The sequence below is a fragment of the Candidatus Regiella endosymbiont of Tuberolachnus salignus genome (assembly GCF_964020115.1).
Taxonomy (GTDB): Bacteria; Pseudomonadota; Gammaproteobacteria; order Enterobacterales; family Enterobacteriaceae; genus Regiella; species Regiella insecticola.
In genome coordinates this window covers 263997-284546 of sequence record NZ_OZ026542.1, presented here as the reverse complement: position 1 = coordinate 284546, position 20550 = coordinate 263997, and the positions used below count along the sequence as shown (strand labels likewise).

General features: G+C 50.4%; 25 protein-coding genes and 1 pseudogene. 18 read left to right on the top strand and 8 right to left on the bottom strand.

Annotated elements, in window-relative coordinates; genetic code table 11:
• The first annotated feature begins 14 nt into the window (after window positions 1-14).
• The 9 genes from AACL30_RS01530 (at window position 15) to traJ (ending at window position 5939) form a co-directional block, all read left to right on the top strand.
• Window positions 15-479 carry a lytic transglycosylase domain-containing protein gene (locus tag AACL30_RS01530; protein ID WP_339057578.1) on the top strand — a complete coding sequence of 155 codons (465 nt, stop codon included), beginning with the start codon at window positions 15-17 and terminating at the stop codon, window positions 477-479.
• An 8-nt stretch (window positions 480-487) separates the two neighbouring features.
• Window positions 488-1132, top strand: a complete 645-nt coding sequence (locus AACL30_RS01525; protein ID WP_339057577.1) for a prepilin peptidase — start codon at window positions 488-490, stop codon at window positions 1130-1132.
• Between the two features lie 12 nt (window positions 1133-1144).
• Entirely contained in the window at window positions 1145-2401 is a 1257-nt protein-coding gene (gene pilV / locus AACL30_RS01520) for a shufflon system plasmid conjugative transfer pilus tip adhesin PilV (protein ID WP_339057576.1), read from the top strand.
• 52 nt (window positions 2402-2453) lie between these two features.
• Window positions 2454-2672 carry a Rop family plasmid primer RNA-binding protein gene (locus AACL30_RS01515; RefSeq protein ID WP_339057575.1) on the top strand — a complete coding sequence of 73 codons (219 nt, stop codon included), beginning with the start codon at window positions 2454-2456 and terminating at the stop codon, window positions 2670-2672.
• Window positions 2673-2806: 134 nt separating this feature from the next.
• Window positions 2807-3049, top strand: coding sequence for an AbrB/MazE/SpoVT family DNA-binding domain-containing protein (locus AACL30_RS01510; RefSeq protein WP_339057574.1), 243 nt, complete (start codon window positions 2807-2809; stop codon window positions 3047-3049).
• Window positions 3046-3441: a type II toxin-antitoxin system VapC family toxin gene (locus AACL30_RS01505; RefSeq protein ID WP_339057573.1), complete on the top strand. Its 396-nt coding sequence runs from the start codon at window positions 3046-3048 to the stop codon at window positions 3439-3441. Before AACL30_RS01510 ends, AACL30_RS01505 begins: the two co-directional genes overlap by 4 nt.
• An 83-nt stretch (window positions 3442-3524) precedes the next feature.
• On the top strand, window positions 3525-3977 hold the full coding sequence (locus AACL30_RS01500) for a DotD/TraH family lipoprotein (RefSeq protein WP_339057572.1): 453 nt from the start codon (window positions 3525-3527) through the stop codon (window positions 3975-3977).
• A complete protein-coding gene (locus AACL30_RS01495; protein ID WP_339057571.1) occupies window positions 3974-4759 on the top strand; it encodes a type IV secretion system DotC family protein in 786 nt (261 codons plus the stop codon). Before AACL30_RS01500 ends, AACL30_RS01495 begins: the two co-directional genes overlap by 4 nt.
• A 4-nt stretch (window positions 4760-4763) precedes the next feature.
• On the top strand, window positions 4764-5939 hold the full coding sequence (traJ, locus tag AACL30_RS01490; protein WP_339057570.1) for a plasmid transfer ATPase TraJ: 1176 nt from the start codon (window positions 4764-4766) through the stop codon (window positions 5937-5939).
• Here the strand turns inward: traJ and AACL30_RS01485 are convergent.
• Window positions 5936-6217, bottom strand: a complete 282-nt coding sequence (locus AACL30_RS01485; protein ID WP_339057569.1) for a type II toxin-antitoxin system YafQ family toxin — start codon at window positions 6215-6217, stop codon at window positions 5936-5938. The genes traJ and AACL30_RS01485 overlap by 4 nt on opposite strands.
• Entirely contained in the window at window positions 6204-6467 is a 264-nt protein-coding gene (locus AACL30_RS01480; protein ID WP_339057568.1) for a type II toxin-antitoxin system RelB/DinJ family antitoxin, read from the bottom strand. The genes AACL30_RS01485 and AACL30_RS01480 overlap by 14 nt, the downstream gene beginning before the upstream one ends.
• Window positions 6468-6586: 119 nt before the next feature.
• Between AACL30_RS01480 and icmT the strand changes: the two genes are divergently transcribed.
• The 4 genes from icmT to AACL30_RS01460 are packed head-to-tail and all read left to right on the top strand — an operon-like array spanning window position 6587 to window position 10793.
• Window positions 6587-6847 carry an IcmT/TraK family protein gene (gene icmT / locus AACL30_RS01475; RefSeq protein ID WP_176488743.1) on the top strand — a complete coding sequence of 87 codons (261 nt, stop codon included), beginning with the start codon at window positions 6587-6589 and terminating at the stop codon, window positions 6845-6847.
• Window positions 6848-6861: 14 nt separating this feature from the next.
• Complete coding sequence (locus tag AACL30_RS01470) at window positions 6862-9633, top strand: LPD7 domain-containing protein (RefSeq protein ID WP_339057567.1); 2772 nt, start codon at window positions 6862-6864, stop codon at window positions 9631-9633.
• Window positions 9634-9653: 20 nt separating this feature from the next.
• On the top strand, window positions 9654-10085 hold the full coding sequence (locus AACL30_RS01465) for a conjugal transfer protein TraL (RefSeq protein WP_339057566.1): 432 nt from the start codon (window positions 9654-9656) through the stop codon (window positions 10083-10085).
• A 24-nt stretch (window positions 10086-10109) separates the two neighbouring features.
• On the top strand, window positions 10110-10793 hold the full coding sequence (locus tag AACL30_RS01460; protein ID WP_339057565.1) for a DotI/IcmL/TraM family protein: 684 nt from the start codon (window positions 10110-10112) through the stop codon (window positions 10791-10793).
• Between the two features lie 79 nt (window positions 10794-10872).
• On the opposite strand, the gene istB is transcribed toward AACL30_RS01460, so the two are convergent.
• Window positions 10873-11670, bottom strand: a complete 798-nt coding sequence (istB, locus tag AACL30_RS01455) for an IS21-like element helper ATPase IstB (protein WP_339058365.1) — start codon at window positions 11668-11670, stop codon at window positions 10873-10875.
• Window positions 11667-12845 carry an IS21 family transposase gene (istA, locus tag AACL30_RS01450; RefSeq protein ID WP_339056344.1) on the bottom strand — a complete coding sequence of 393 codons (1179 nt, stop codon included), beginning with the start codon at window positions 12843-12845 and terminating at the stop codon, window positions 11667-11669. The genes istB and istA overlap by 4 nt, the downstream gene beginning before the upstream one ends.
• On the opposite strand from istA, the gene AACL30_RS01445 reads away from it, so the two are divergent.
• The gene (locus tag AACL30_RS01445) at window positions 12844-13020 is read left to right on the top strand and encodes a hypothetical protein (protein WP_339057564.1); all 177 of its coding nucleotides are present in this window, start codon (window positions 12844-12846) and stop codon (window positions 13018-13020) included. The genes istA and AACL30_RS01445 overlap by 2 nt on opposite strands.
• Here the strand turns inward: AACL30_RS01445 and AACL30_RS01440 are convergent.
• The 3 genes and pseudogenes from AACL30_RS01440 to AACL30_RS01430 all read right to left on the bottom strand — a co-directional run bounded on the left by AACL30_RS01440 (window position 12937) and on the right by AACL30_RS01430 (window position 17861).
• Window positions 12937-16956 carry an NEL-type E3 ubiquitin ligase domain-containing protein gene (locus AACL30_RS01440; protein ID WP_339057563.1) on the bottom strand — a complete coding sequence of 1340 codons (4020 nt, stop codon included), beginning with the start codon at window positions 16954-16956 and terminating at the stop codon, window positions 12937-12939. The two genes, AACL30_RS01445 and AACL30_RS01440, sit on opposite strands and share 84 nt — an antisense overlap.
• Before the next feature lie 161 nt (window positions 16957-17117).
• The gene (locus AACL30_RS01435; protein ID WP_339057562.1) at window positions 17118-17261 is read right to left on the bottom strand and encodes a hypothetical protein; all 144 of its coding nucleotides are present in this window, start codon (window positions 17259-17261) and stop codon (window positions 17118-17120) included.
• Between the two features lie 6 nt (window positions 17262-17267).
• Window positions 17268-17861 (bottom strand): annotated as a pseudogene (locus tag AACL30_RS01430) (recombinase family protein).
• Window positions 17862-18067: 206 nt separating this feature from the next.
• Here AACL30_RS01430 and AACL30_RS01425 point away from each other — a divergent pair.
• Both AACL30_RS01425 and AACL30_RS01420 read left to right on the top strand, forming a co-directional pair.
• Window positions 18068-18307, top strand: coding sequence for a FitA-like ribbon-helix-helix domain-containing protein (locus AACL30_RS01425; protein ID WP_339057561.1), 240 nt, complete (start codon window positions 18068-18070; stop codon window positions 18305-18307).
• Window positions 18304-18729: a type II toxin-antitoxin system VapC family toxin gene (locus AACL30_RS01420; RefSeq protein WP_339057560.1), complete on the top strand. Its 426-nt coding sequence runs from the start codon at window positions 18304-18306 to the stop codon at window positions 18727-18729. Before AACL30_RS01425 ends, AACL30_RS01420 begins: the two co-directional genes overlap by 4 nt.
• Before the next feature lie 175 nt (window positions 18730-18904).
• Here AACL30_RS01420 and AACL30_RS01415 read toward each other — a convergent pair whose 3' ends face one another.
• The gene (locus AACL30_RS01415) at window positions 18905-19102 is read right to left on the bottom strand and encodes a transposase family protein (protein ID WP_339057559.1); all 198 of its coding nucleotides are present in this window, start codon (window positions 19100-19102) and stop codon (window positions 18905-18907) included.
• A gap of 298 nt (window positions 19103-19400) precedes the next feature.
• On the opposite strand from AACL30_RS01415, the gene AACL30_RS01410 reads away from it, so the two are divergent.
• Window positions 19401-19658: a YjhX family toxin gene (locus AACL30_RS01410; protein WP_339057558.1), complete on the top strand. Its 258-nt coding sequence runs from the start codon at window positions 19401-19403 to the stop codon at window positions 19656-19658.
• Between the two features lie 172 nt (window positions 19659-19830).
• Complete coding sequence (locus AACL30_RS01405) at window positions 19831-20538, top strand: MFS transporter (RefSeq protein WP_339057557.1); 708 nt, start codon at window positions 19831-19833, stop codon at window positions 20536-20538.
• Window positions 20539-20550: the final 12 nt, after the last annotated feature.

The following is a 20550-nucleotide window of genomic DNA, read 5'->3' as shown; positions in this document are numbered from 1 at the left end:
TTCGAGTTATCGCGATGAAAAAAATAATGTTGTTCTCTTTGCTGCTGGGACTCTCTGGCAGTGCTAACGCCTTGTGTTTTCAGGCCGCTGGGCTGCGTTATCAGGTCGATCCGCTGTTGCTAAAAGCGATGGCGGTACAAGAAAGTGGCCTGGATCCGCGTGCCGTCAATATTAACCGCAACAAGGCGGGCAAGGCACTCAGTACCGATTATGGCCTGATGCAAATTAACTCCCGTCACATTCCCACCTTGGTGTCGATGGGGGTCATCAAATCAAAAAAGGAGTTACTCAGTAACGCTTGCCTGAATGTCCAGATTGGCGCCTGGATTTTGGCCAAACACCTGCAACGCTGTGGCGTGAACTGGCCGTGCCTCGGCTCCTACAATGCCGGCTTTGCGCGTCATAACCACCCGCGCCGCATGCAGTATGCCAGACGGGTTTATCAGCATTATCAGCAGTTGCGGGTTCAGACGCCATGACGTCGGTCATGCTTTTTTGCACGCTGTTGCCGATTTTTTTGTTGCTAGGCCATTATCTGATCACCGAAGCCCGCCACTGTATTGGCGATATCGAAGGGACGCTGCCAACCCGCTTGCCTTTTGCTGTCGTGTTGATGACGTTGTTTGCAGGTGTGGCCAGCTTCGTGAGCACCCGGGGGATCTTGCTGGGGCAGTCCTGGCTGCTGGTATTGCGTGATCTGCTGCTGTTGGGCTGGTCAGTCTTACTGACCCAGTTGGATGTGGCCCGCGGCTGGTTACCGTTTAGGAATACCGGTGGCCTGATCTTCAGTGGATTATTATTCTCGCTGTTACCGCAGGCCCCTGTGCCTTTTTTGCAGGCGATGCGGGAGGGGGGTGTGATGTTCTTGGGGTTGAGCCTTTTTCGAGGGTGGGTCAATCGTCATGGCGTTGAGCGCTTTGGCCTCGGCGATGTGTATTTATTGTCCGGATTGAGCCTGTGGCTCACCTTGCCGGTGACAGCGTCACTGACGTTGTGGGCGCTGGGTTTTGTGGTATTGCACGTCGTGGCAGGAAAGCGGGGGGTAGTGCCACAGGTACGCGACATTCCCTTTGCCCCTTATCTTTGCGGCTGTCTTGCCGTGGCTATTTTGATGCAACCCCTTCCTGGATAAATCGGTAAACACATGATGAAAAAACAGACAGTATCGCCCGTACATCGGGGAATAGTGGTCATTGAGCTGTTAATCGGGCTGGTCATTATTATGCTCGCCGGGCTTTACGCCTACCCCCGTTATACCCAGTACCTGGAAGAATTGGAGTGGGGCGTAGCGGCCAATCACCTGTCCACCGTGAGTCGGGCGGCCAAAAGCTATATTCGCGATAAGCGTGATACCTTAGTCAAACGGGTTAAAGTCGGCAGGTCGATCACCGTCAGTGCCGCTGAATTACAGCAAGCGGGGTATTTGCCCGCCGGGTTTTCGTTGAAAAATACCGCAGCACAAACCTATCAAGTGGGGATTGCACGTGATCCCCGCTTTCATGAACAGTGGGTGGCATTTGTGCTGACCTCCGGGGGCAAGGCGATTTCCTATGCCGGATTGCGCACCATTGCGCAAAAAGTGGAAGGGGCCGGCGGCTATATCTGGCCGGATAATGTGGCGGTGGGGGCATTTGCCGGTTGGGAGATGAATTTGCAGCGCTATGGGCTACGGGCAACTCAAGGGCGGTTAGCCGTGTGGTTGTCCTCTGAGGTGCTTGGCACTGATAGGCAGGAAAGTGATCGACTGTATCGTTACAAAGTCGATAATCGACCCGATCTGAATCGAATGCACACCGATATCGATATGGGTAAAAACAATCTGAACGCGGTTAATACCGTGAACGCGGGCAGCGTGAAAGCCAATAGCGGCACGTTTACCGGTGATATCAATGCCAGAGAGGGCACCTTTGATGGCGATATTCGCAGTGAGAAAGGCTGGTTAATCACCGGCAGCGGTAAAGGCTGGAAAGATGCATCGCACCAGGGCGGCTTTTATATGTCTGATAACGAGTGGATCCGGACGTTAAATAACAAAAACATTACCACCGGCGGGCAAATCAAGGCGGGAACCATGAAATCAGACGGAGCCATCGAACTCAATACGCACTTGCAGCTCCACCAATCGGCACGAGAAGGAGACAGCTGCCCCGAGGGAGGGATTGCGCGCGACAGTGCAGGCCAGGTACTGTCCTGTCAATCCGGCTACTGGAAAGGCACGACAAGCAGTATCAACAATGCCGGCTGTCAGTGGTATTCCGCGCCCAATGCGTGGTGGTCTATCAAGGGAGACAAAGTGGCACAATGCCCTAAGGGATCGGTAGTGACCGGCGTCAATTGGGTGCAATGGCCTGTTAAGGTGGATGATGAACATGTCGATGTGTTGTGTTGTCCGTTTAAGTAGTAGGCGCTCAATTGCACGCAAGGGTTAAAAATCGTTATTATTGAATCTATTAATGGATCAACAGAATGAAAAAAAAATCATGGCAAAAAAATCACCCGAGCAAACGGTTGCCAATATGGCCAAATTTCTACAATCTCACACACTGGACTTGCTCGGAAAGTTGGAGGGCTTGGGCTGGGATGAGGTGGCAAATGACTGTGACGAATTGAATGAATTGGTGGGAGACTTACATCAAAAAATCAAAAAAAAATTGGGCCTGCCCCCCGATTAAGGGGTAACACAGCACCTCATTAACGGAAAATCCCCATGAAAAATTATAGGTAAATTGAGCGATTGATTTGACAGACTTAGCTCCTTACTTTAATGTAAGGAGCTAATAACACGCTCACAGTGGAGAAGCAAAATATGGTCACAGCAACATTAACCTCGAAAGGACAAATTACGATTCCTTCTCAGATAAGAACGTCACTCGGGATAGCTGCGGGGGATCGCATTGAGTTTGTAGAAGAAGAAAATGGGAAATATAGCATCATGGCGGCAACGCATTCGGTTAAAGATTTGAAGGGGTTGATCCGCAGACCCACTATCCCAGTGAGTATTGAAGACATGAACCGTGCTATCGAAATGAACGGGGCGGCGGCGCGATGATTGGTCTGGATACCAATGTGCTGGTGCGCTATGTAACACAAGATGATCCCATACAATCACCGAAGGCGACGCATATCATTGAATCCCTTTCGAAGGGAAATCAGGGGTTTATCACTGTAGTGTCGGTGGTTGAACTCGTGTGGGTGCTAACAAGTTGTTATCATTCAAAAAAAGAAGAGATTATCCTTATCCTTGAAATACTGTTGCGAACCAAAGAATTAACAGTGGAACGTGCGGAGGTCGTTTGGCAGGCGTTACACCGATTTTCATGTTCGAAAGCGGATTTTGCCGATTGTTTAATTGAACGATGCGCTCATGCGGCGGCCTGCGAATATACCTTAACTTTTGATAATAAAGCGGCAAAAACTGTCGGAATGCGTCAAATCCCTTAGCAAAAACCCTCTACTTTTACGGACTTCAGGGGTGGCTTTACTTTAGCCACTTTGAGCCGTTTCCCTATAGGAAATTTTTCTTTATGAAAACCCTTTGTCTGACCTTTGTGGCGGGCTTGCTGCTGTCTGGCTGTCAAATGCCGAAAACCGATCAAGCTGCCGCTTCGCGGGCGCTGGATAAGCAAACCGCCGCGATTGCACGTACGCAACAACAGCTCCATCAGGCCGGTGCCATTAATCAAAAAGCCCAACGTTTTCCGCAGGGGATCAGTTGCGACACGCAACGATTGGATCTCGATTGGCACGGGGATGCGCTGGAGTTATTGGCGCAATTAGCGCATCAACGTGGATTACTGTTTGCCTACAGCGGGGTGCGTTTGCCGCTACCGGTCAATGTGAATGTGCGCTATCTCCGCTTTGATGATCTACTGCGTCAGCTTGAAACGCAAATACGCTGGCGTGCCACATTAAAAAAATCATCAAACGCGCTGCACCTCTACTTTGCTTTACCCGATAAGCGAGGCGCTGTGACATGAAAAAATCGGCATTGGCAGGTCTGCTACTGCTATTAACACAGGCGGCGTTGGCCGCTGAACAGGCAGTGCCCCCGCCGGATATCAACGCTTACCTTACTCCCGCGCGCCAGCAACGCGGCATGAGTGACACGGTCTATCACATGCTCACCGAAGCCGGGCGCACCCTCGGATTTCGTGGCGGTAAAGCCCAACGTGCTTGGGAGCTACAGGCGGCATTACAGCGTAAAGAAAGCAATCTCAATACCTTGTATGATTTTCGCCCGCTGATCAGCCGTCAGGGGTGGTTGCCGCCGGTGATCGCCGCGAGCAAAGATATCGCTCATATCACGGCCGATCAAATACGTACCGCCAGCAAGGTATACAAGATAGTGGCGGCGGAACGGTTTGTGAGTAATCCGCCCGGCTGGCGGCAGTATTTACTGGCTGGGTTGGCGACAGCTCCTACCGCGCTCCCCGCCAGCGCGGTGTTACCAAAAAATGACCGGCAGCGCACCCTGTGGCGTCAGGCGGTAGCAAAAGGCTGGTCAGAAGGCCGCCACAGCGCTGATCACACGCTAGAGGCGAACTTTAACCGCTTAACCCGTGATTATGCCGGCATGTTGGATTACTCAACGTTGTTGCAGCAAGGGATGGTCACCGCGCCCCGTATTACCGAGCAACAACACACCGTGACTGGCACCCCGGATCAACTGATCTTGGGCGACAAGGTCAAACGATTAAAACAACGGGCTCGGTTTGATCTCGATAAAACCCATTGGCAACCGATTATTACTACGGAGTAATGCGATGTCTGCTGATACCTTGCCTTCCTTTGATTTCAGTGCGGGTTTAACCGCCGATACCTTACGCCGCTTTTTTACCTGGTGTGCGGGTTACAACGTCACCGATATTCATTTGCAGGGCGGCGCTCCCTTGATTGTCGGCCGTTACGGGCGACTGATCAAAGCCAGTGATTTTCGTCTGGAAGATGCGCAATTAACCAAATTGATCGATGCGCTTTTTACACCTGAAATCAAGGCGATGGTGAAATCCGGGCGGGGGGTTGATCGGGCGCTGCAACTCGATGGCGATGCGGATCAGCGCTACGGGCTGGGGCGCGGCGAACGGCTACGCTTTCGCGCTAACTTTATTCAGGTGACAGCGGGTCGTCAGGAATTAACCCTGGCCGTCACCTTACGGCTGATCCCCTCGCACATTCCGGCATTGGAAAAGCTCGATCTGGAGCCGGATTTGGTGCAGCATCTGCTGCCGCATAAAGGATTGATACTGGTGTGCGGTGAAACCGGCTCAGGTAAATCCACCTTGCTAGCCGCGATTTATCAATATTGTTGCCGTTTGTATCCGGACAGAAAAATTGTCACCTTTGAGGATCCGATTGAATATATTCTTGGCACGCCAGCAGACCTGCTGCCCCCGGCGCAATCCCAGATTGGCCGCGATGTGGCCAGCTTTGCGGAAGGACTGAGATTGGCGCTACGACAGGCTCCCGATGTGATTGGGGTGGGAGAGATTCGTGATCGGGAGACCCTGATCGGGGCGATAGCCTGTGGGCAATCTGGGCATTTGTGTCTGTCCACACTGCATACCCATTCCCCGGGTGAAACCATCCCGCGCGCGGTGCTGATGTTCCCCACAGAAATGCGTGAAGCCGCCGCCCGTGATCTGCTCGGTGTCTTGCAGGTGATTGTTGTACAGCAGCTACTGCGTACCACGGACGGCAAACACCAGGCGATACGTGAATACCTGATCTTCAATGAAGCGGTACGCGATGAACTGGCCCGCTTACCTTATCCCCAGTGGAGCCACTGGATTGACTGCCGTTTGCAAGCGCAGCAAGCCCGTTTGGCTGATAAAGCTTGGCAGCTATATCAAACCGGGCGCATTGCGCGGGATGAAATGCTGAACGTTGTTAGCCACGGGGAGTTGGCGCGGCGGGAAAACCCAGTAACGCGCGCGGTTTAAAACCCGAGTTCACTATGCGATCCAAGTCGTACCAATCGTAAGGTGGCCTCATCTGGCTTTTGATAAATCAGGACTAAATCAGCTTTGATATGACAGTCGCGGTGATCCTTCCAGTTACCCGTGAGAGGGTGATCACAAAAACGCGGCTCAAGCGGTTGATCAGAGACTAACGCTGTAACTGTAAACAAGATGTCAGCATCAAGCGTTGCCTGGTATTTTCCTTTAGCCTCGCGTTTATAGTCTCGTTTGAACTGGCGGGTTCGTTCAATCTTCCGCATGCAGATCGGCCATCAATGCTTGGACGTTGTCTAACTTAACTGCGTTGCCTGAGCGTGCTTCCATCATGGCAGCAATAGTCGTGGCATTGGGCGTCCAGGGATCGAACGGTAGCGCGTGTTCATGCGCAATCTTTGTGAGTAAAAGCCGCACGGCATCGGAGACAGTCAGTCCCATTGCCGCCAGAACCACAGTCGCTTCTTTTTTAATCTCCCCGTCGATACGGGCTTGCACCAGCTGATTGGTCGCCATAATGGATTTCCCCTTGCATCATTTGAATGACATTGTAATGCACTCATGCCCTCACAACAATGGAAAGTCACTACTGCAAACGATTCAATCGTTTTTAATTATTGATTTAAGGAGTTTATTTGGACATTTCGCCCTGGCGGGATGCGTCAAGGCCGTTGACGATTTTTGGCATTCCGGCGTTGTTGTTGACGCTGTATTTTGCTTGGTTTCGTTGGCCAACGCTGCTGACACTGACGCTCTGCACCGCCCTCATCCTCTTCTTTAAAGTCCTCTCGATTTTTGGCTACACCCTGACGATCCTCACCCAGCGCTTGCTGCACCTGATGCGCGGCAATCCGGTGTTGGGTCGCCCTTGGTGGTATCGGAAATTTTTTGAATAAAAGGCGTTATCACTATGATTGCGATTGAAAAGACCTGGCTGGTCATTCCCTATGACCAGTTGTCTGCCGCTAAAAGGGCGGCGGGAAAATTGCCCAAGGGTGAGGATCCCCTGGCATTTGATAATGCGCAGAAGCTTTGGTTTGCAAAGCCCGGTGCAGATCTGAGCATACTCAATCAGTGGTTACCGGATCCGCAGGCGCAACTGTCAGCAGAAACCGATCCACGTGAGGAGTTTGCTGAGGTGTTAGCCTCTGCGGGGTTTGAACTCGATGGCCTCCCTGATATGGATGGGCAGCGCCACCGTGTCCGCACACAGGGCGATAAGTCAGGTGAAAAAACCGGTGTCTATGTGGGTTATCTCGATGGGATCCCCGCGGGCTGGTATCAAGATCACCGTACTCACACTGAACCGCAAAAGTGGAAGACGAGGGGACAAACACAGGATCATCAGGCACAAAAACAGGTGCGGGCACTCGCCTTACAAAAAAAACAGTCCCGAGCCACCGCCCAGGCGCGCCAGTACCAACATCATGCCCATCGGGTGAGTCAACTGATTGCAGCGTTGCCTGAGGCGTCTCACCAACATCCTTACTTGTTGCGTAAAGGCGTTACGGCGACAACGGGCGTAAAACAAGACAAACGGGGCAGGCTGGTTATTCCGCTGCGCAATGCGGCCGGGGAAATCCGAACCGTGCAACGTATCGGCGGTAATGGCTTTAAATCGCTGAAAAAAGGAGCACAGAAAGCGGGCAGTTTCTTTGTCGTCGGGGGTGAATTGCAAGCAGGTCAACCGCTGCTGTACGCCGAAGGCTATGCTACCGCCGCTAGCATCCATGCTGCCACGGCTCTCCCGGTAGTGATGGCGGTGGATGCGGGTAATTTGCCACCGGTAGCCGCTGCACTCGCTACGCGCTACCCCGATCATCAACATGTGTTTTTAGCCGATGATGATCGTAAAAATAGCGCCAACAAAGGCTTGAAAAAAGCCCAAGAAGCGGCTGATCTCACCCAAGGGCGTGTCATCGCTCCGGTATTCACCGCGGAGGAAAGCCAAAAAAATCTCACCGACTTCAACGATTTGCAGCAAGCACGCGGCGTCGAGGCGGTGCGAGAACAACTCGCCGCGCCGCTGGCGGGATTAACACTAAATTCCGCCGCCTTACTCACGGCAAAAGCCGCGCCCGGGGGGCAAGCTAACAACACCGCCTCGCCCGCTGAGAGAGAGGCGCCCCACCCCAAAGAAATGACCTCCGATGATCCATCGACAGTGGCCACCGCCTGCGATAATGGTATCTATCCTGAAGCGGTTGTTAATGAAAAAAATGCGGTGCCCCCGCCGACAAAGCCGGTTGATCTGGATGGGGTGTTGCAAAATATCACCCATCAGTATGAAGGCAATACCGTGGTCTATGCTCACCGAGGTGAACGTGCCTTTATCGATCACGGCAACCGCATCACCATGGCGTCCCCCGCCGCCAGTCAAAATGACACCCTGGTGCTGGCCGCCTTGCTGGTCGCCAAGCAACATTATTACGGCAAAGTGGAATTAACCGGCAGTGAGGCGTTTAAACACCGTGCGATTAATTTGATTGCGCAGTATAACCTGCCACTGGTGCTAAAAAATCCTCAGCAGCAAATGCGGCTGGATGAAGCCAGACAGAAACCCGAGCAGCGTGAAAAAGTACCGCCTGCCGCCCCGGACGATGCTATCGTGGCCCTTGATAGCCCAACAGCACAAAAAGTGAGCCGGCCAACGGTAACGCCCCCCTCCGCATTACAGGCGGAAAACCCCACGGAAAAATTAACCGGAAAGCTGCTAGAACACCGTGCTTCACCGTATCAGTTTAATCAGGCGGAAAGGATGAGTTATTTTGTCAAAATGCGTACTGTCGACGGTGAAAAAGTAATTTGGGGCAAGGAATTAAGCCAGGCTGTGGCGGACAGTGGCCTGAAAATCGGCGATATGATCACCTTGCGCAGCGTAGGCCAACACCCCGTCACCCTCAATGTTCCGGTAAAAGATGAGCAGGGCACCCTCCTCCGTTGGGAAAAAAGAGAGGGGCACCGCAATCAATGGGAGATCAAATCGGCCATCGATCCGCGTCTTTTGGTACGTGATCAGCAGCAGGCCTTTCCTCCGGCCTCCTTACGGGCTTACGACTGGGCGACATTTCAGCAGATACAGCAAGCGCTCCTCCGCCAAAACGGGATCAGGTTATCACTGCCCTCCAGCGAGTCGCCCTTACTTTGGTTGCAACCGGATGGTAAAGGGATCACCAAAGCGGGCAACCCCGAGACCGTGGCATTACCCCCCGTCAATCAAGAGGCAGGCACCCCCGTGATGCGTGCCCAGGGGAAAGAGGGGCAGCTGTCTTTGCAACTGGTGCAGGGAAACGGTGATTATTTGCAGGGGATTGTGCGGTACCAAGGAGAATATCAGCACGTACTGGGGCAACTGTGTACCCGGGAAAATGGCACGCGCTACCTGGCACTGAACGTCGTTGAAGCGCAGGGACTACGCCTGATCGGCCACGGCAATGCGGTGAATCAGGTACCGGGCGCAGCAGTGGCCTATGACACCTTTGTGTTTCATTTGCAAGGGGAAAAAGACAAGCGGGTAGTCAAATTGGATCAGCCAGAAAAAATGCCCCCGGCATGGCATAAAACATGGGGATTTACCCAAGGCTATACCCCAGTAACGCCCATGCCTGCGCCTGATGCGCGCGTGATGGCAGAAAATACCCCCAAAATGCGGCCAAATCATGCCCCCTGTCCCGGAATGTAGCGATCAAGTTGAGTGAGAGAATGAAAAAAGTAGACTGCATATTATTGTTCAGTGTGTTGTTGATGATCACCACGGTGAGTCAAGCTGCCCCTTGCCGTGCGGTCAGTGCGGCGCAAATCGGTAGCCAGCGTGGCTATGAGCAAGCAAAAAAAGCCGCCGATGCGTGGGCGATGCGTGAAACCCAGGCCACGAATACCTTGCAGCACTGTCTCGGCAGCATCAGTACTTCCCTGACGGTGCCGACCTTCCCCAACTTAACCGACCTCCTCGATGGGCTTAAAAACAAGGTCTGTGCCGTCGCACGGGATAAAATCGCGGGCTATATCCCGAGTAACATCAATCCTTGGGGAGAATTGAAGGTGGCAGACACGCCGCTACCCAGCAAAACGTTTTCCACGTCACAATCGATCCTCCCCACCCCTGACCGGGGATCGCCTTTTACGCTTAATTAATGGCGCTATCTGAGGAGTGAAGGTATGAAAAAATTGCCCAGTACAGGGGAGAGCAGTAAGAAAACGTCAGCACTTTCACCCTACCATGCGGCTATTGAGCTGCATCAGCAAAATCAGCTGGGAGCGCGCTTTGCCCGCACGACCCTGAAGGTATGCCTGATAACCAGTCTCTGTTTGGCGTGCTCCGTGTTGCTCAATGGTTATTTGGCCTGGAAAGTGGCACACCCCCCGGTGAGGTATTTTGCCACACAGGAGGGGCGGGTGATCCCGCTGATCCCCACCCATCAACCGGCGTTCACGATGGCGGAAGTGGCTAATTTTGGTGGCAGTGTGATCCGTGATGCCTTCACACTGGATTTTGTGCACTTTAAAGTGCAAATGAGCGAGATAGCCTCCCGTTTTTCTGACGAAGGCTTTACCAGCTATTACCGGGCATTGACGCAATCCAATGTGTTGGCCGCGGTGCGTGATAAAAAGATGAACCTGGCGGTGATGGTCGCCCCCGGCGTGGTGCGACAAAAAGGCCCGCTGTCCAACGGGGTGTATGCCTGGGAAATCCAGTACCCGGTGACATTGAAACTGGCCGGCCAGACCACCTCTTTGCCTGAGCAACGCTTTATTTTTTCGCTGTTTATTCAACGCGCTGACGTCAGGGATAAACCTAACGGATTGGAAGTGACGCAATTGGTGACTTTTGATGCAAAATAAACCGGTTTTCAGTGGGTTATGATTGTCAACGCTACTTTAGATTGACCACTTTTTGCTACTTTAAAATGTCCAGTTTTTGCTAATTTTCCTGTTGGGTTTCTATTCCAGGCGCCTGGATAATATCAGTCGTTTTTATAGGCAACATGCCTGCTTTGCGTTTATTTTTGAGTCGATAGCTTTCTCCTTTAATATTCAATGTGGTTGAATGATGTAAAAGCCTGTCTAAAATCGCAGTTGCTAAAATGTGATCACCGAATACGTCCCCCCAATCAGTAAAACTTTTATTTGATGTGAGAATGATGCTCGCCTTTTCATAACGACGGCTCAATAACCTGAAAAATAGGCTAGCTTCTTCGCGATTCATCGGTAAATACCCGATTTCATCCAGTATTAATACCCTGGCATAGCACAGTTGCTGAAGTTGGCGTTCCAGACGGTTTTCTTGCTTTGCCTTCATTAAGGTACAGCAGAGTCTATCCAGAGGCATAAACAATACCCGATGCCCAGCTGTAGCTGCCTTGACAGCCAGCGCTATCGCCAAATGCGTTTTCCCTACCCCAGGTGGGCCTAACAAAATGACGTTTTCATGATGTTCGACAAACCTCAGCCCCGCCAGCTCGCGGATAATTTTCCTGTCTATACTTGGTTGGAAAGTAAAGTCAAATTGCTCCAAGGTTTTTATCCACGGCAAACGTGCTTGTTTTAACCGCGATTCCAAGCCTTTTTGGTGACGCCCGTTCCATTCCTGGGCTAATGCCTGCTGGAGAAATTCACGGTAGTTCAGTGCTTTCTTGGTGGCTTCTTCACATAAACTCTCCAACGCATCGCCCAGGTAATCCATTTTTAACCGTATCAACAAGTTTTCCATTTCCATCAGAGTAGCTCCTCATACACACTGAGCGAACGAGACGCTACTCGATTGACCTGTTGCCAAAGGGCTTGATGATGTTCTGGCACCTTTTGCCAGCCCTGCGTTACCTCCTGCAAGAGATGCGTCGCGAGCAGTTGCTCATCGCCGTAAATACGTAGCGTATTATCTAAACCGATACGAATATTAACCGCACGACCACACCAGAATGAAGGCACGCTATAGCGATTACCTCTGACATCGATATAGCTGTCCCATGCCACTTGTCGTAGGTCGAAGTAGCTGGTATCGAAATCAGTCGCAGGGAGTGGCATCAAGGCTATTTTTTCCTCAGCAAAACGATTTTCCGGTGTCTGCTTGAATTGACGAAGATGACGCTGGTCTGCCACTTTCGCCAGCCACATCGCTAGCAGTTGATTAACATGAGCGAAACTCTCAAACTGACGGTAGCGAGTGAAAAAATTGTGTTTAACATAGCCCACCATCCGTTCGGTTTTGCCTTTCGTTTGCGGTCGATAAGGCTTACAGGCGCGAGGGCTAAACCCATAGTGATTAGCCAGTTGCAGGAAGCCCGCATTGAACTCGATGTGGCCATTTTGTCCATGTTTGATAACAGCGGCTTTTTGGTTATCTACCAAGACATTTTTTACGCTGCCACCGAAGTAATTGAAGCTGCGAACCAGCGATTCATACGTGTGCTCAGCATCTTGCTTAGGGGCAGCAAAGACATGAAAGCGACGCGAAAAACCGAGCGTATTAACGGCAAAATTAACCGTACAGGCAGAGCCTGCCACCTCAACGATGATTTCTCCCCAATCGTGTTGAAGTTGATAACCGGGGAGGGTTTCAAAGCGTACCGTGTTTTTCGAGGCCCTGAGCGGACGTTTGGGATGTATATAACGTCGGAGCATCGCACTCCCACCCCGGTAGCCTTTTTCACGGATTTCCTCAAAAATAACCGCCGCATTCCAAACCTGTTCACTCAACCTTGAATCGATGTAGTCTTTAAAGGGCTCGAGTTTAGCAACCTGTTTTTTACCGCGTTTTGCTGTTGGCGGCGCAGGATAGCTAATGTGCCGTCTCACCGTTTTTTCTGAACACCCTATCTGATGGGCAATATCAACAATAAATGCCCCCTGTTGATGGCGTTGTTTTATCATGTAGTGGTCCTCTCTTCTTAGCATGCTTATTTCCCTCATGGCTTTGTCACCACAAAGGAAACTGCATTCTGGCTTGAGTGGACAAATTAAATTAGCAATTTACGGTCTTTTATCATTAGCGCTGACACAGCCTGCCACCCTGTTGGCTGAATTTTTCGAGACGCGCCAAATGACCGGCAGAGACGCTGCGCAGCGATGACCACAATGCCGGTTTTATCTCTCCTTTCTCCACATGCTCACTGATTTTTCCCAGCAGCTCATTGGCAACCTCTATGGCGGCAGGCGCTGCACGGGCGGTGAACAGCGGCGTATCCTTATGCGAAGTCGTTAGCGTATTGAGCAGTTGGATTGCGGTATGACTCGAGGTATCACTGCGTTTCACTGTGCTCAAGTAATGGCTTAGCTTTATCGGGTCGAAATATAACCGAGATCGCCAATGAGTTTCATTGAGGTGCTGGAAGGAAAGCGGCTCATCCCCCACTGTCGCCCCCATCTGGCGCAGTGTCTGCGCCGCGATCCTCACTTTGCCAATACGCACCTCGCAGCTCATCGCTGACCGTGCGGGTGCGCGGTGCAGATCATCCAGCACGCTCTCTAGCCTGGCCAGGGTCGGGATCTGATCTCGGGCGTTATCGATATTCACTTTATAGATATCAATACTCTCCAGCGTGCTGTTTTTTCCTTGCAGGTAACGCTTTAATACCGTATTGAGTGCCTGGCTGTTCGCGACAGGATCTGCCCCCTTGCAGCTTATTTGCCCTACTTTCGGATCATACAGATAATAACTTTGCTGCCCCTGTTCGATTTTGCTGGCCAACATCAATACATGATGATTAACTTTTAACAGATAACTGCCTTCAGCACCGTTGAACGGTAACGCGGGCGTGCGAGTAAATATTTTCTGGTCGCTTAACTCGATCTGTTTTAGCCCGGTAAATAGGGTATGGAGCTGATTGACTTGCCTTGTTTCAGGCGTGGGAAGGGCACTCACGGCTTGCTGTTGGTTGATGATGGCGTGAGTGACCAGCCCGGAGAGAAAGCACCTGCATTTGGTTGCCCCTTGAGAGCAGGCAGTCAGCCAGGCCAGCCCCAAGGCAGTTTCTGACGCCAGGGTGTTAAACGTCGGGTGTTCGATATAGAGTGCTTGTAGCGCGACCTGTGCTGTTATGTTGACGCCAGGTAGCGTATTTTTTCTGGCGGTCATGGCCAGCTCTGCAATACTTTTTGCCTGGTTTTCGCGCCAATCTTGACTCAGTTGCAATGCCGCTTGGCTGCTTAGGTTTGCTAGTTGTGGATGAATACGTTGCAATTGCAGCAGTTGATACACTTCCTGATACCATGCCTGACGCTGCTCTGCATCGAAAACAATCTGCATCAACCGCTTGACGTCCAGCCCTTCATCGGCATGTTGGAACGCATCGGCGAGATACGCCAGTTGCTGCTGGGTTAATGACGAATAAGTGATTTTACCTAAGGCTAACTGATCAACAATCGCCTTGATGCGCTGCAAACGTAACGCCAAATCCGCCTCCGTCGCGGGCAGCAATTTACCCTGTTTATTCCAGCGCAGCAGTAACTTGTCTTCACTGATTTTATGCTGCCAATAGCCTTGACTGTCCTGTGTGAACTTCCCACCTGACTGGCTGACCATTACGGCTGTTCGGCGAGCGGCAATGTCCGCGCGGATACCTTGTCGATCCAGTGACAGCGCCAACTGGCGGGCATAATTAGTTGTGGAGTCTGCCTCCACCAGTGAGCAGCCGACCAGACTGATGTAACCTGGCTGACTGTTGATCGAATAATCGTTGTCTAGCCGTTGGCTTAACCTGGCTATCTCATTTGCTAGCGCCAGCGCGTCACTTCCCCCTAATGTCTGATTATGTTTTGCTTTATCATCCTTACGGCCATGCCCCACCACCTGCCAGCGTAAATAGCCATGCAAAAGCGCTGGATCACCATAAACCACCCGATAGCGCCCCTCAGCGTCGAGCTGAACCAACACGCTGTGGCCAGGGTATTTGCCCGCCAGTTTTGCCGCTGCCTTCCGCACCGTGGGGTTATCTTCCAGCTGCAAGACAAGCTGGGCGGCAAAACGGCTGCTTTCTTCCGATCCCTTCGGGTTAACGTCCTGTATTTTCCAGCTATTGACCGCCTCTCTGTGCAGAGCTGGGCTATCGCTGCCTAGTGCTAATCTCTGTTCATCCTTCCAAACCTTATCCAATAACCCTGACAGTTGATGCTGTTGCAGGAAGGCACGGGTGAGAGGAATTTTGATTTCATCGCTTCTCTGTGCCATGACTTCTACCCCTGCCTCCCTACGGGCATCATCGTTATCCTCTAAATTCAGCTGCTGAAGTGTTGCGGTTACTCGGCTAGTGAATGCGTCTTCGTCGTGTAACTGCGCTATCGCTGATTGATAGGGGCTGTTATACAGCCGCTCTAACACCGTTTCCCACGGAGACCAACGTGACAGCCAGGCGGTGAATTCGCTGTTTTCTCTGTGCTTGACGGTCAGCAACGCTATCTCCAGGTCGTCCGGTGTCACATCAGCGGCACCCAAAAAACGCATCTTCTTTACTGCAGAGGAAAGCTGCAAGGGTTCACGCAATTCGACCTGATAAGCGAGATAGACTTCAATTTCATCCACAAAACGCAGCGTTTTTACCTTCTCGCGCGCGAGCCTTTCCAGGCACTCCAAGCGGAACATTTCGCGAGCCTTAGAAACCAGCAACGGCAGTTGGCTGTCATAAAAGCCGTTTTCAACCTCATGAGTAACCCGTGCTTTTTGCATTTCATTGAAGACCAACGACACACGATCTTCACAACGTTCGGTAGCACCCTGGGCAATCAAAAATGAATGCTGACGTAGCCTAGGTTCGGTAGAAAGCAGTGATAGCCAGTCGCTGACAAACTGCCTGAACGGGGTATGCTGTGAATTCACGGTGTGAGCCAAACGGCTGAGAAAGCCAAGAAACGGCTCAGCCCCTTCTTCTTTTGCTATTCCTTGCCACCTTTGTTCCATTTCAGCACGCTGCTCAGGGGGATACCATTCTGCAATGATCTCTTCTATCGACTGAGCAGGGGCTTGAGGGGTGCTTTCTGACATGGAGAAGTAAAAACGCGGTCCCTGTCTGGCGTGAGTGACCAGCTGAAGATCCTGTCGGGTTCTTTCAGACAGCGGGTTATTATCCAAAACAACAGTACAATTTGAGGGTAATGCCATTATTGTCGGCGGTAGCTGCGTTAAGCAATTGTTTGCAACAAGTAGTCTATTCAGAAAGCTTGGTAGAGTCGGTAAATAAGTCAATTCATTGTTATGGACAGACAGTGTCTTCAGAGAACCAGGCAGCACCGGTAACTGAGTCAATTGATTGTAATGTGCCTGCAATTCCTCCAGAGAACCAGGCAGCTCCGGTAACTGAGTCAATTGATTATTATTGGCAAGCAGTTTCTTCAGAGAACTGGGCAGCGCCGGTAAATCAGTCAATGGATTGTCACTGACAGACAGTTTCTCCAGAGAACTGGGCAGCGCCGGTAACTGGGTCAATTGATTGTCACGGGCATACAGCTCCTCCAGGGAACGGGGTAGTCCCAACAACTCGGTTAATCGATTACCATAGACGTATAGTTTTTTCAAAGAATCGGGCAGCGTCGGTAACTGGGTCAGTTGATTGTTGCTGGCAAACAGTCCCTCTAGAGAGCTTGGCAGCGTCGGTAACCGGTTCAGTTGATTGTCACGGACAGACAGTTCTTTCAAAGAACCAGGCAGTGCCGCTAACTGTGTCAGTTGATTGTTGTTGGCAGACAGTTTCTCCAAAGAATCAGGCAGCGCCGGTAATTGGGTCAATTGATTGTAACGGATAGACAGTTCTTTCAGAGAACCAGGCAGTGCCGGTAACTGTGTCAGTTGATTGTTGTCAACAACCAGGTACTGCACACAATCAGGCAATGTTGGCAACTGTGAAAGAGCCATAGACGATAGATCGAGATTTTTCGCGTTTTCTTCATAGCACTCCCGCATTCTAGAAACCGCCTCTGCACGCCTTTCACCAGGCGGCTCATTTTCTTTCCACTGCTCCCATTCAGCGTAAAGGGCTTCTTTGTTTGATGACGGTAACGTTTCTGAATGTTCCATTTCAGCTATTCCTTGTACTATGTGCTTAAAATCATTAATAAACGCTCAGATGAGCTGGCAGGTTGTAGCTTTTTTGAAATGTTCTTTCAACATTTAATTTCAACTGTTACACAGACCGTTGAGTAGCGAACACGCATTACTGCATGTTCGCTACTCAACGCTTAAGCCTTGGCAAGCGCTATTTTTTCATCAAAAGGAACGCTGGATTTCAGCACGCCATACGCCAGTTGAAGTGATTTTTGCATTGCCGCACAGACGCCTATTTGGGGTTCCGCGCCCATTTCCTCCAAAAATCCCATCTTCACGACATATCACATTGAATTGTGAGGAGAAAGTTGTTCATTTTTAGCATCGTTTTTTATTTTTCTTTTCAATCGAAAGTATGTCGCTCGTGAGATCCCTGTTTTATCTGTCACACTGTTCAACGCTTCGCCCTGCAAAATCAGGGTTAGAGCTGCCGGTGTCCGTGGATGGATTTTCCTGCCGAATTTTACGCCTGCTGCAAGTGCCGCTATTCTGCCGTCATTAGTTCGTTCCAGAATACGTTCACGCTCGGCTTCTGCCACGGCGGCCAGGATCTGGATCACCATTTTCCCCATAGTACCTTCTGTACTGAGGCCATTCTCCAGAAAGCGGATTGCAATCCCCTTTTTGTAGCAGGCGTCAACAACATGGATCATGTCGGCGGTGTTACGCCCGAGGCGATCCATTTTTGTACAGATAATGACGTCATCTTTCTCTGCTCGAGCCAATAGGCGCTGTAACCCCTCTCGCTCATCCGTTGCTCCCGTCATCATATCTGTAAAAATGCGATCCTCACGCACACCGGCACTTTTCAGTTCCATAATTTGATGCGTCAGTTTTTGATGGCTGGTTTATACCCGTGCATACCTCAGTAGCGCCATTTTTAGTCTCACTTATCGTTTTTGATACCATCAGGTATCATAATATCCTAAAATCGATTTATGATACCTCTTTCGCGCTGCTTTTGACGGGTATCAAATATCTTAATATTTGATACCCTCAATAGCGCATACTGACACAGATCTTGCAAAAACGATTGCATTTATATATATTGATTGCAATGCAAGTGAAATAGCGAGTGAAAGCTATGGCATCAATTACCGTTCGGAACATAAAGGAAGAAATACATCGTGCTTTGCGAGTGAAAGCGGCTACTCATGGGCGTAGCACCGAAGCTGAAATTCGTATTATTCTTGAAAATGCCGTACGATCCCGTGGACGCATCAAGTTGGGTTCCTTGCTGGCCGAGATTGGCAGAGAGGTGGGGGGCGTTGATCTTGAGATAGAACGCGATAAGACACCTGCTGAGCCGATGAGTTTTGAATGATCCTATTAGATACGAATGTAATTTCTGAGCCGATGCGACTTGTTTCTGATCCTGCGGTATTGGCATGGATAGATGAACAGAATGTCGAAACGCTTTACTTAGCGGCGATCAGCTTGGCTGAGCTTCGTTTTGGTGTTGCAGCGTTGCCAGGTGGCAAGAAAAAAGAGATCCTGCACAACAGCTTGGAGCAGCGTGTTGTTCCCCTTTTCATGGGGCGTGTTCTGCCTTTCGATATCGCTGCATCTGAAGCTTATGCAATGCTTCGGGTACAAGCGCGGACTGCCGGCAAAGCTATTGGTACAGCAGATGGCTATATTGCGGCTATAGCTGTAGTCCGTCACCTGATAGTGGCAACCCGAGATACAGCACCCTTTGAAGCGGCGGGGCTTACTGTCATTAATCCCTGGAATGAAACATCATGACTCGAAACTGAACAGCAATTTTTCTTGTACATCTGTTATCTTATTTAGTTACAACATGCAATTTATACCCACAATACCCCTTTCGTCAAACGACCCCATGATGACAGATGCCGATAAAATGGGTGAATATGTTTCCAAACTACAACGTTTTTCCGTGCAATGGTAAAATTATTTTTCAGCTAAAAAAGAGAGCATAAAAAAGGATAGGATTGCCCCACACTTTTTTATGCTCTCCTGCCATATCACAACCTAAAATCACTCCACAAAATGTCAGCAATAAAATTTCTTCTACACAATAGAGTTTGCGCCTTTGAATTCGATGGTCAGGTATTTTTTTAAAGAAATCAATAAAACCTTCTAATTTTTTGTCCATTTCAAGCCTCTCGATTTTTTTAAATAGGCTCGAAATAATACGGCTTTTTTAACTAAATTTTAATGAGGCGGCCCTGCGTTACCAATGCATCTGTGTTTCCAACACGGAATTAATATGTTATTATTTTAAACTAGATTTATTTTAACTCTAACCGAGGCTTTCATGCTGGAGAATGTAATCATCCGATAATCAGCTTGCCGACCTTTCAGGCCGGACTGGTTATCAATATGTGGAAATTGAATGCGGACACGCATGTGTTTGCACTTTTTGCCTATGATGATTAACAGGGTTTCCCAGTATGAACATATCCCGTCAGGAACAACGTACCTTACACGTTCTCGCCAAAGGTGGAAGTATTGTGCACGTCCGCGATACTTCAGGCCGTGTCACATCCGTTGAATGCTACAGCCGCGAAGGGCTTTTGCTCACCGACTGTACGCTCGCCGTATTCAAAAAACTCAAAACCAAAAAGCTGATTAAGTCCGTCAACGGTCAGCCCTACCGCATCAACACTACCGGGCTGAACAACGTTCGCTCACAGGCGGACGATCGCTGATGCAGACCCACCACACCTCTTTTGTTTACCTGAAAATCGGTTGCCTGCAGATGGCTTTTTCGCGGGCACTCGTTTGCCTGTGCCCGCCTGTCAGAACCAGCGGTTCTGTACCTTGTTTACACTTACTTTTTTTGCGCTCTGTTATTTGCGTACTGATAGGAATTACATTTTCATGACTACACCTAATTTCCCCGAAACAAAAGAGACTTCATTCGAGGATCCGTTTTACCATTCCAACCCCCAATGGCGTTTGCGCTTCTGGGCAATATTCTCCGGGCAGTCACTGTCTTTAGTCGGCTCAGCGTTAACCCAATTTATTCTTCTTTGGTGGATAACAGATACCACCGGCAGCATTGCTACATTGGCCATTGCCGGTACGGCGGCGTTATTGCCACAGGCGCTAATCAATCCGTTGGGCGGTACATTCGCCGACCGTTATAGCCGGCGTATACTGATGATTGTCGCCGATACCATAAGCGGCCTGTGTATGTTGGTGTTGATTGCGCTGTTTCTAACTGAACGTATTGAGTTATGGCATGTTTTCACAATGATGTTTATACGCAGTACCATGCACGCCTTCCAAATGCCGGCCGCATCTGCCAGTGTCGCAATGCTGGTACCGAGCAGCTTTTTATCCCGAGCGGCAGGTCTTAACCAGACTATGCAGGGAATGACGCTGGTTTCGGCCGCCCCGCTGGGGGCTCTCGCAATGAGTGTCATGCCGTTAGGTTGGGCTCTGTCCATTGATGTCTTTACGGCGCTGCTGGGGTGTTTACCTTTGCTTATCTACCGTATTCCGCAAATTTTGACCCATAGCCGCGCAGGTCTGTCAGGCATATGGGGGGAATTTAAAGAAGGTGTCAACGCTACTTTAGATTGACCACTTTTTGCT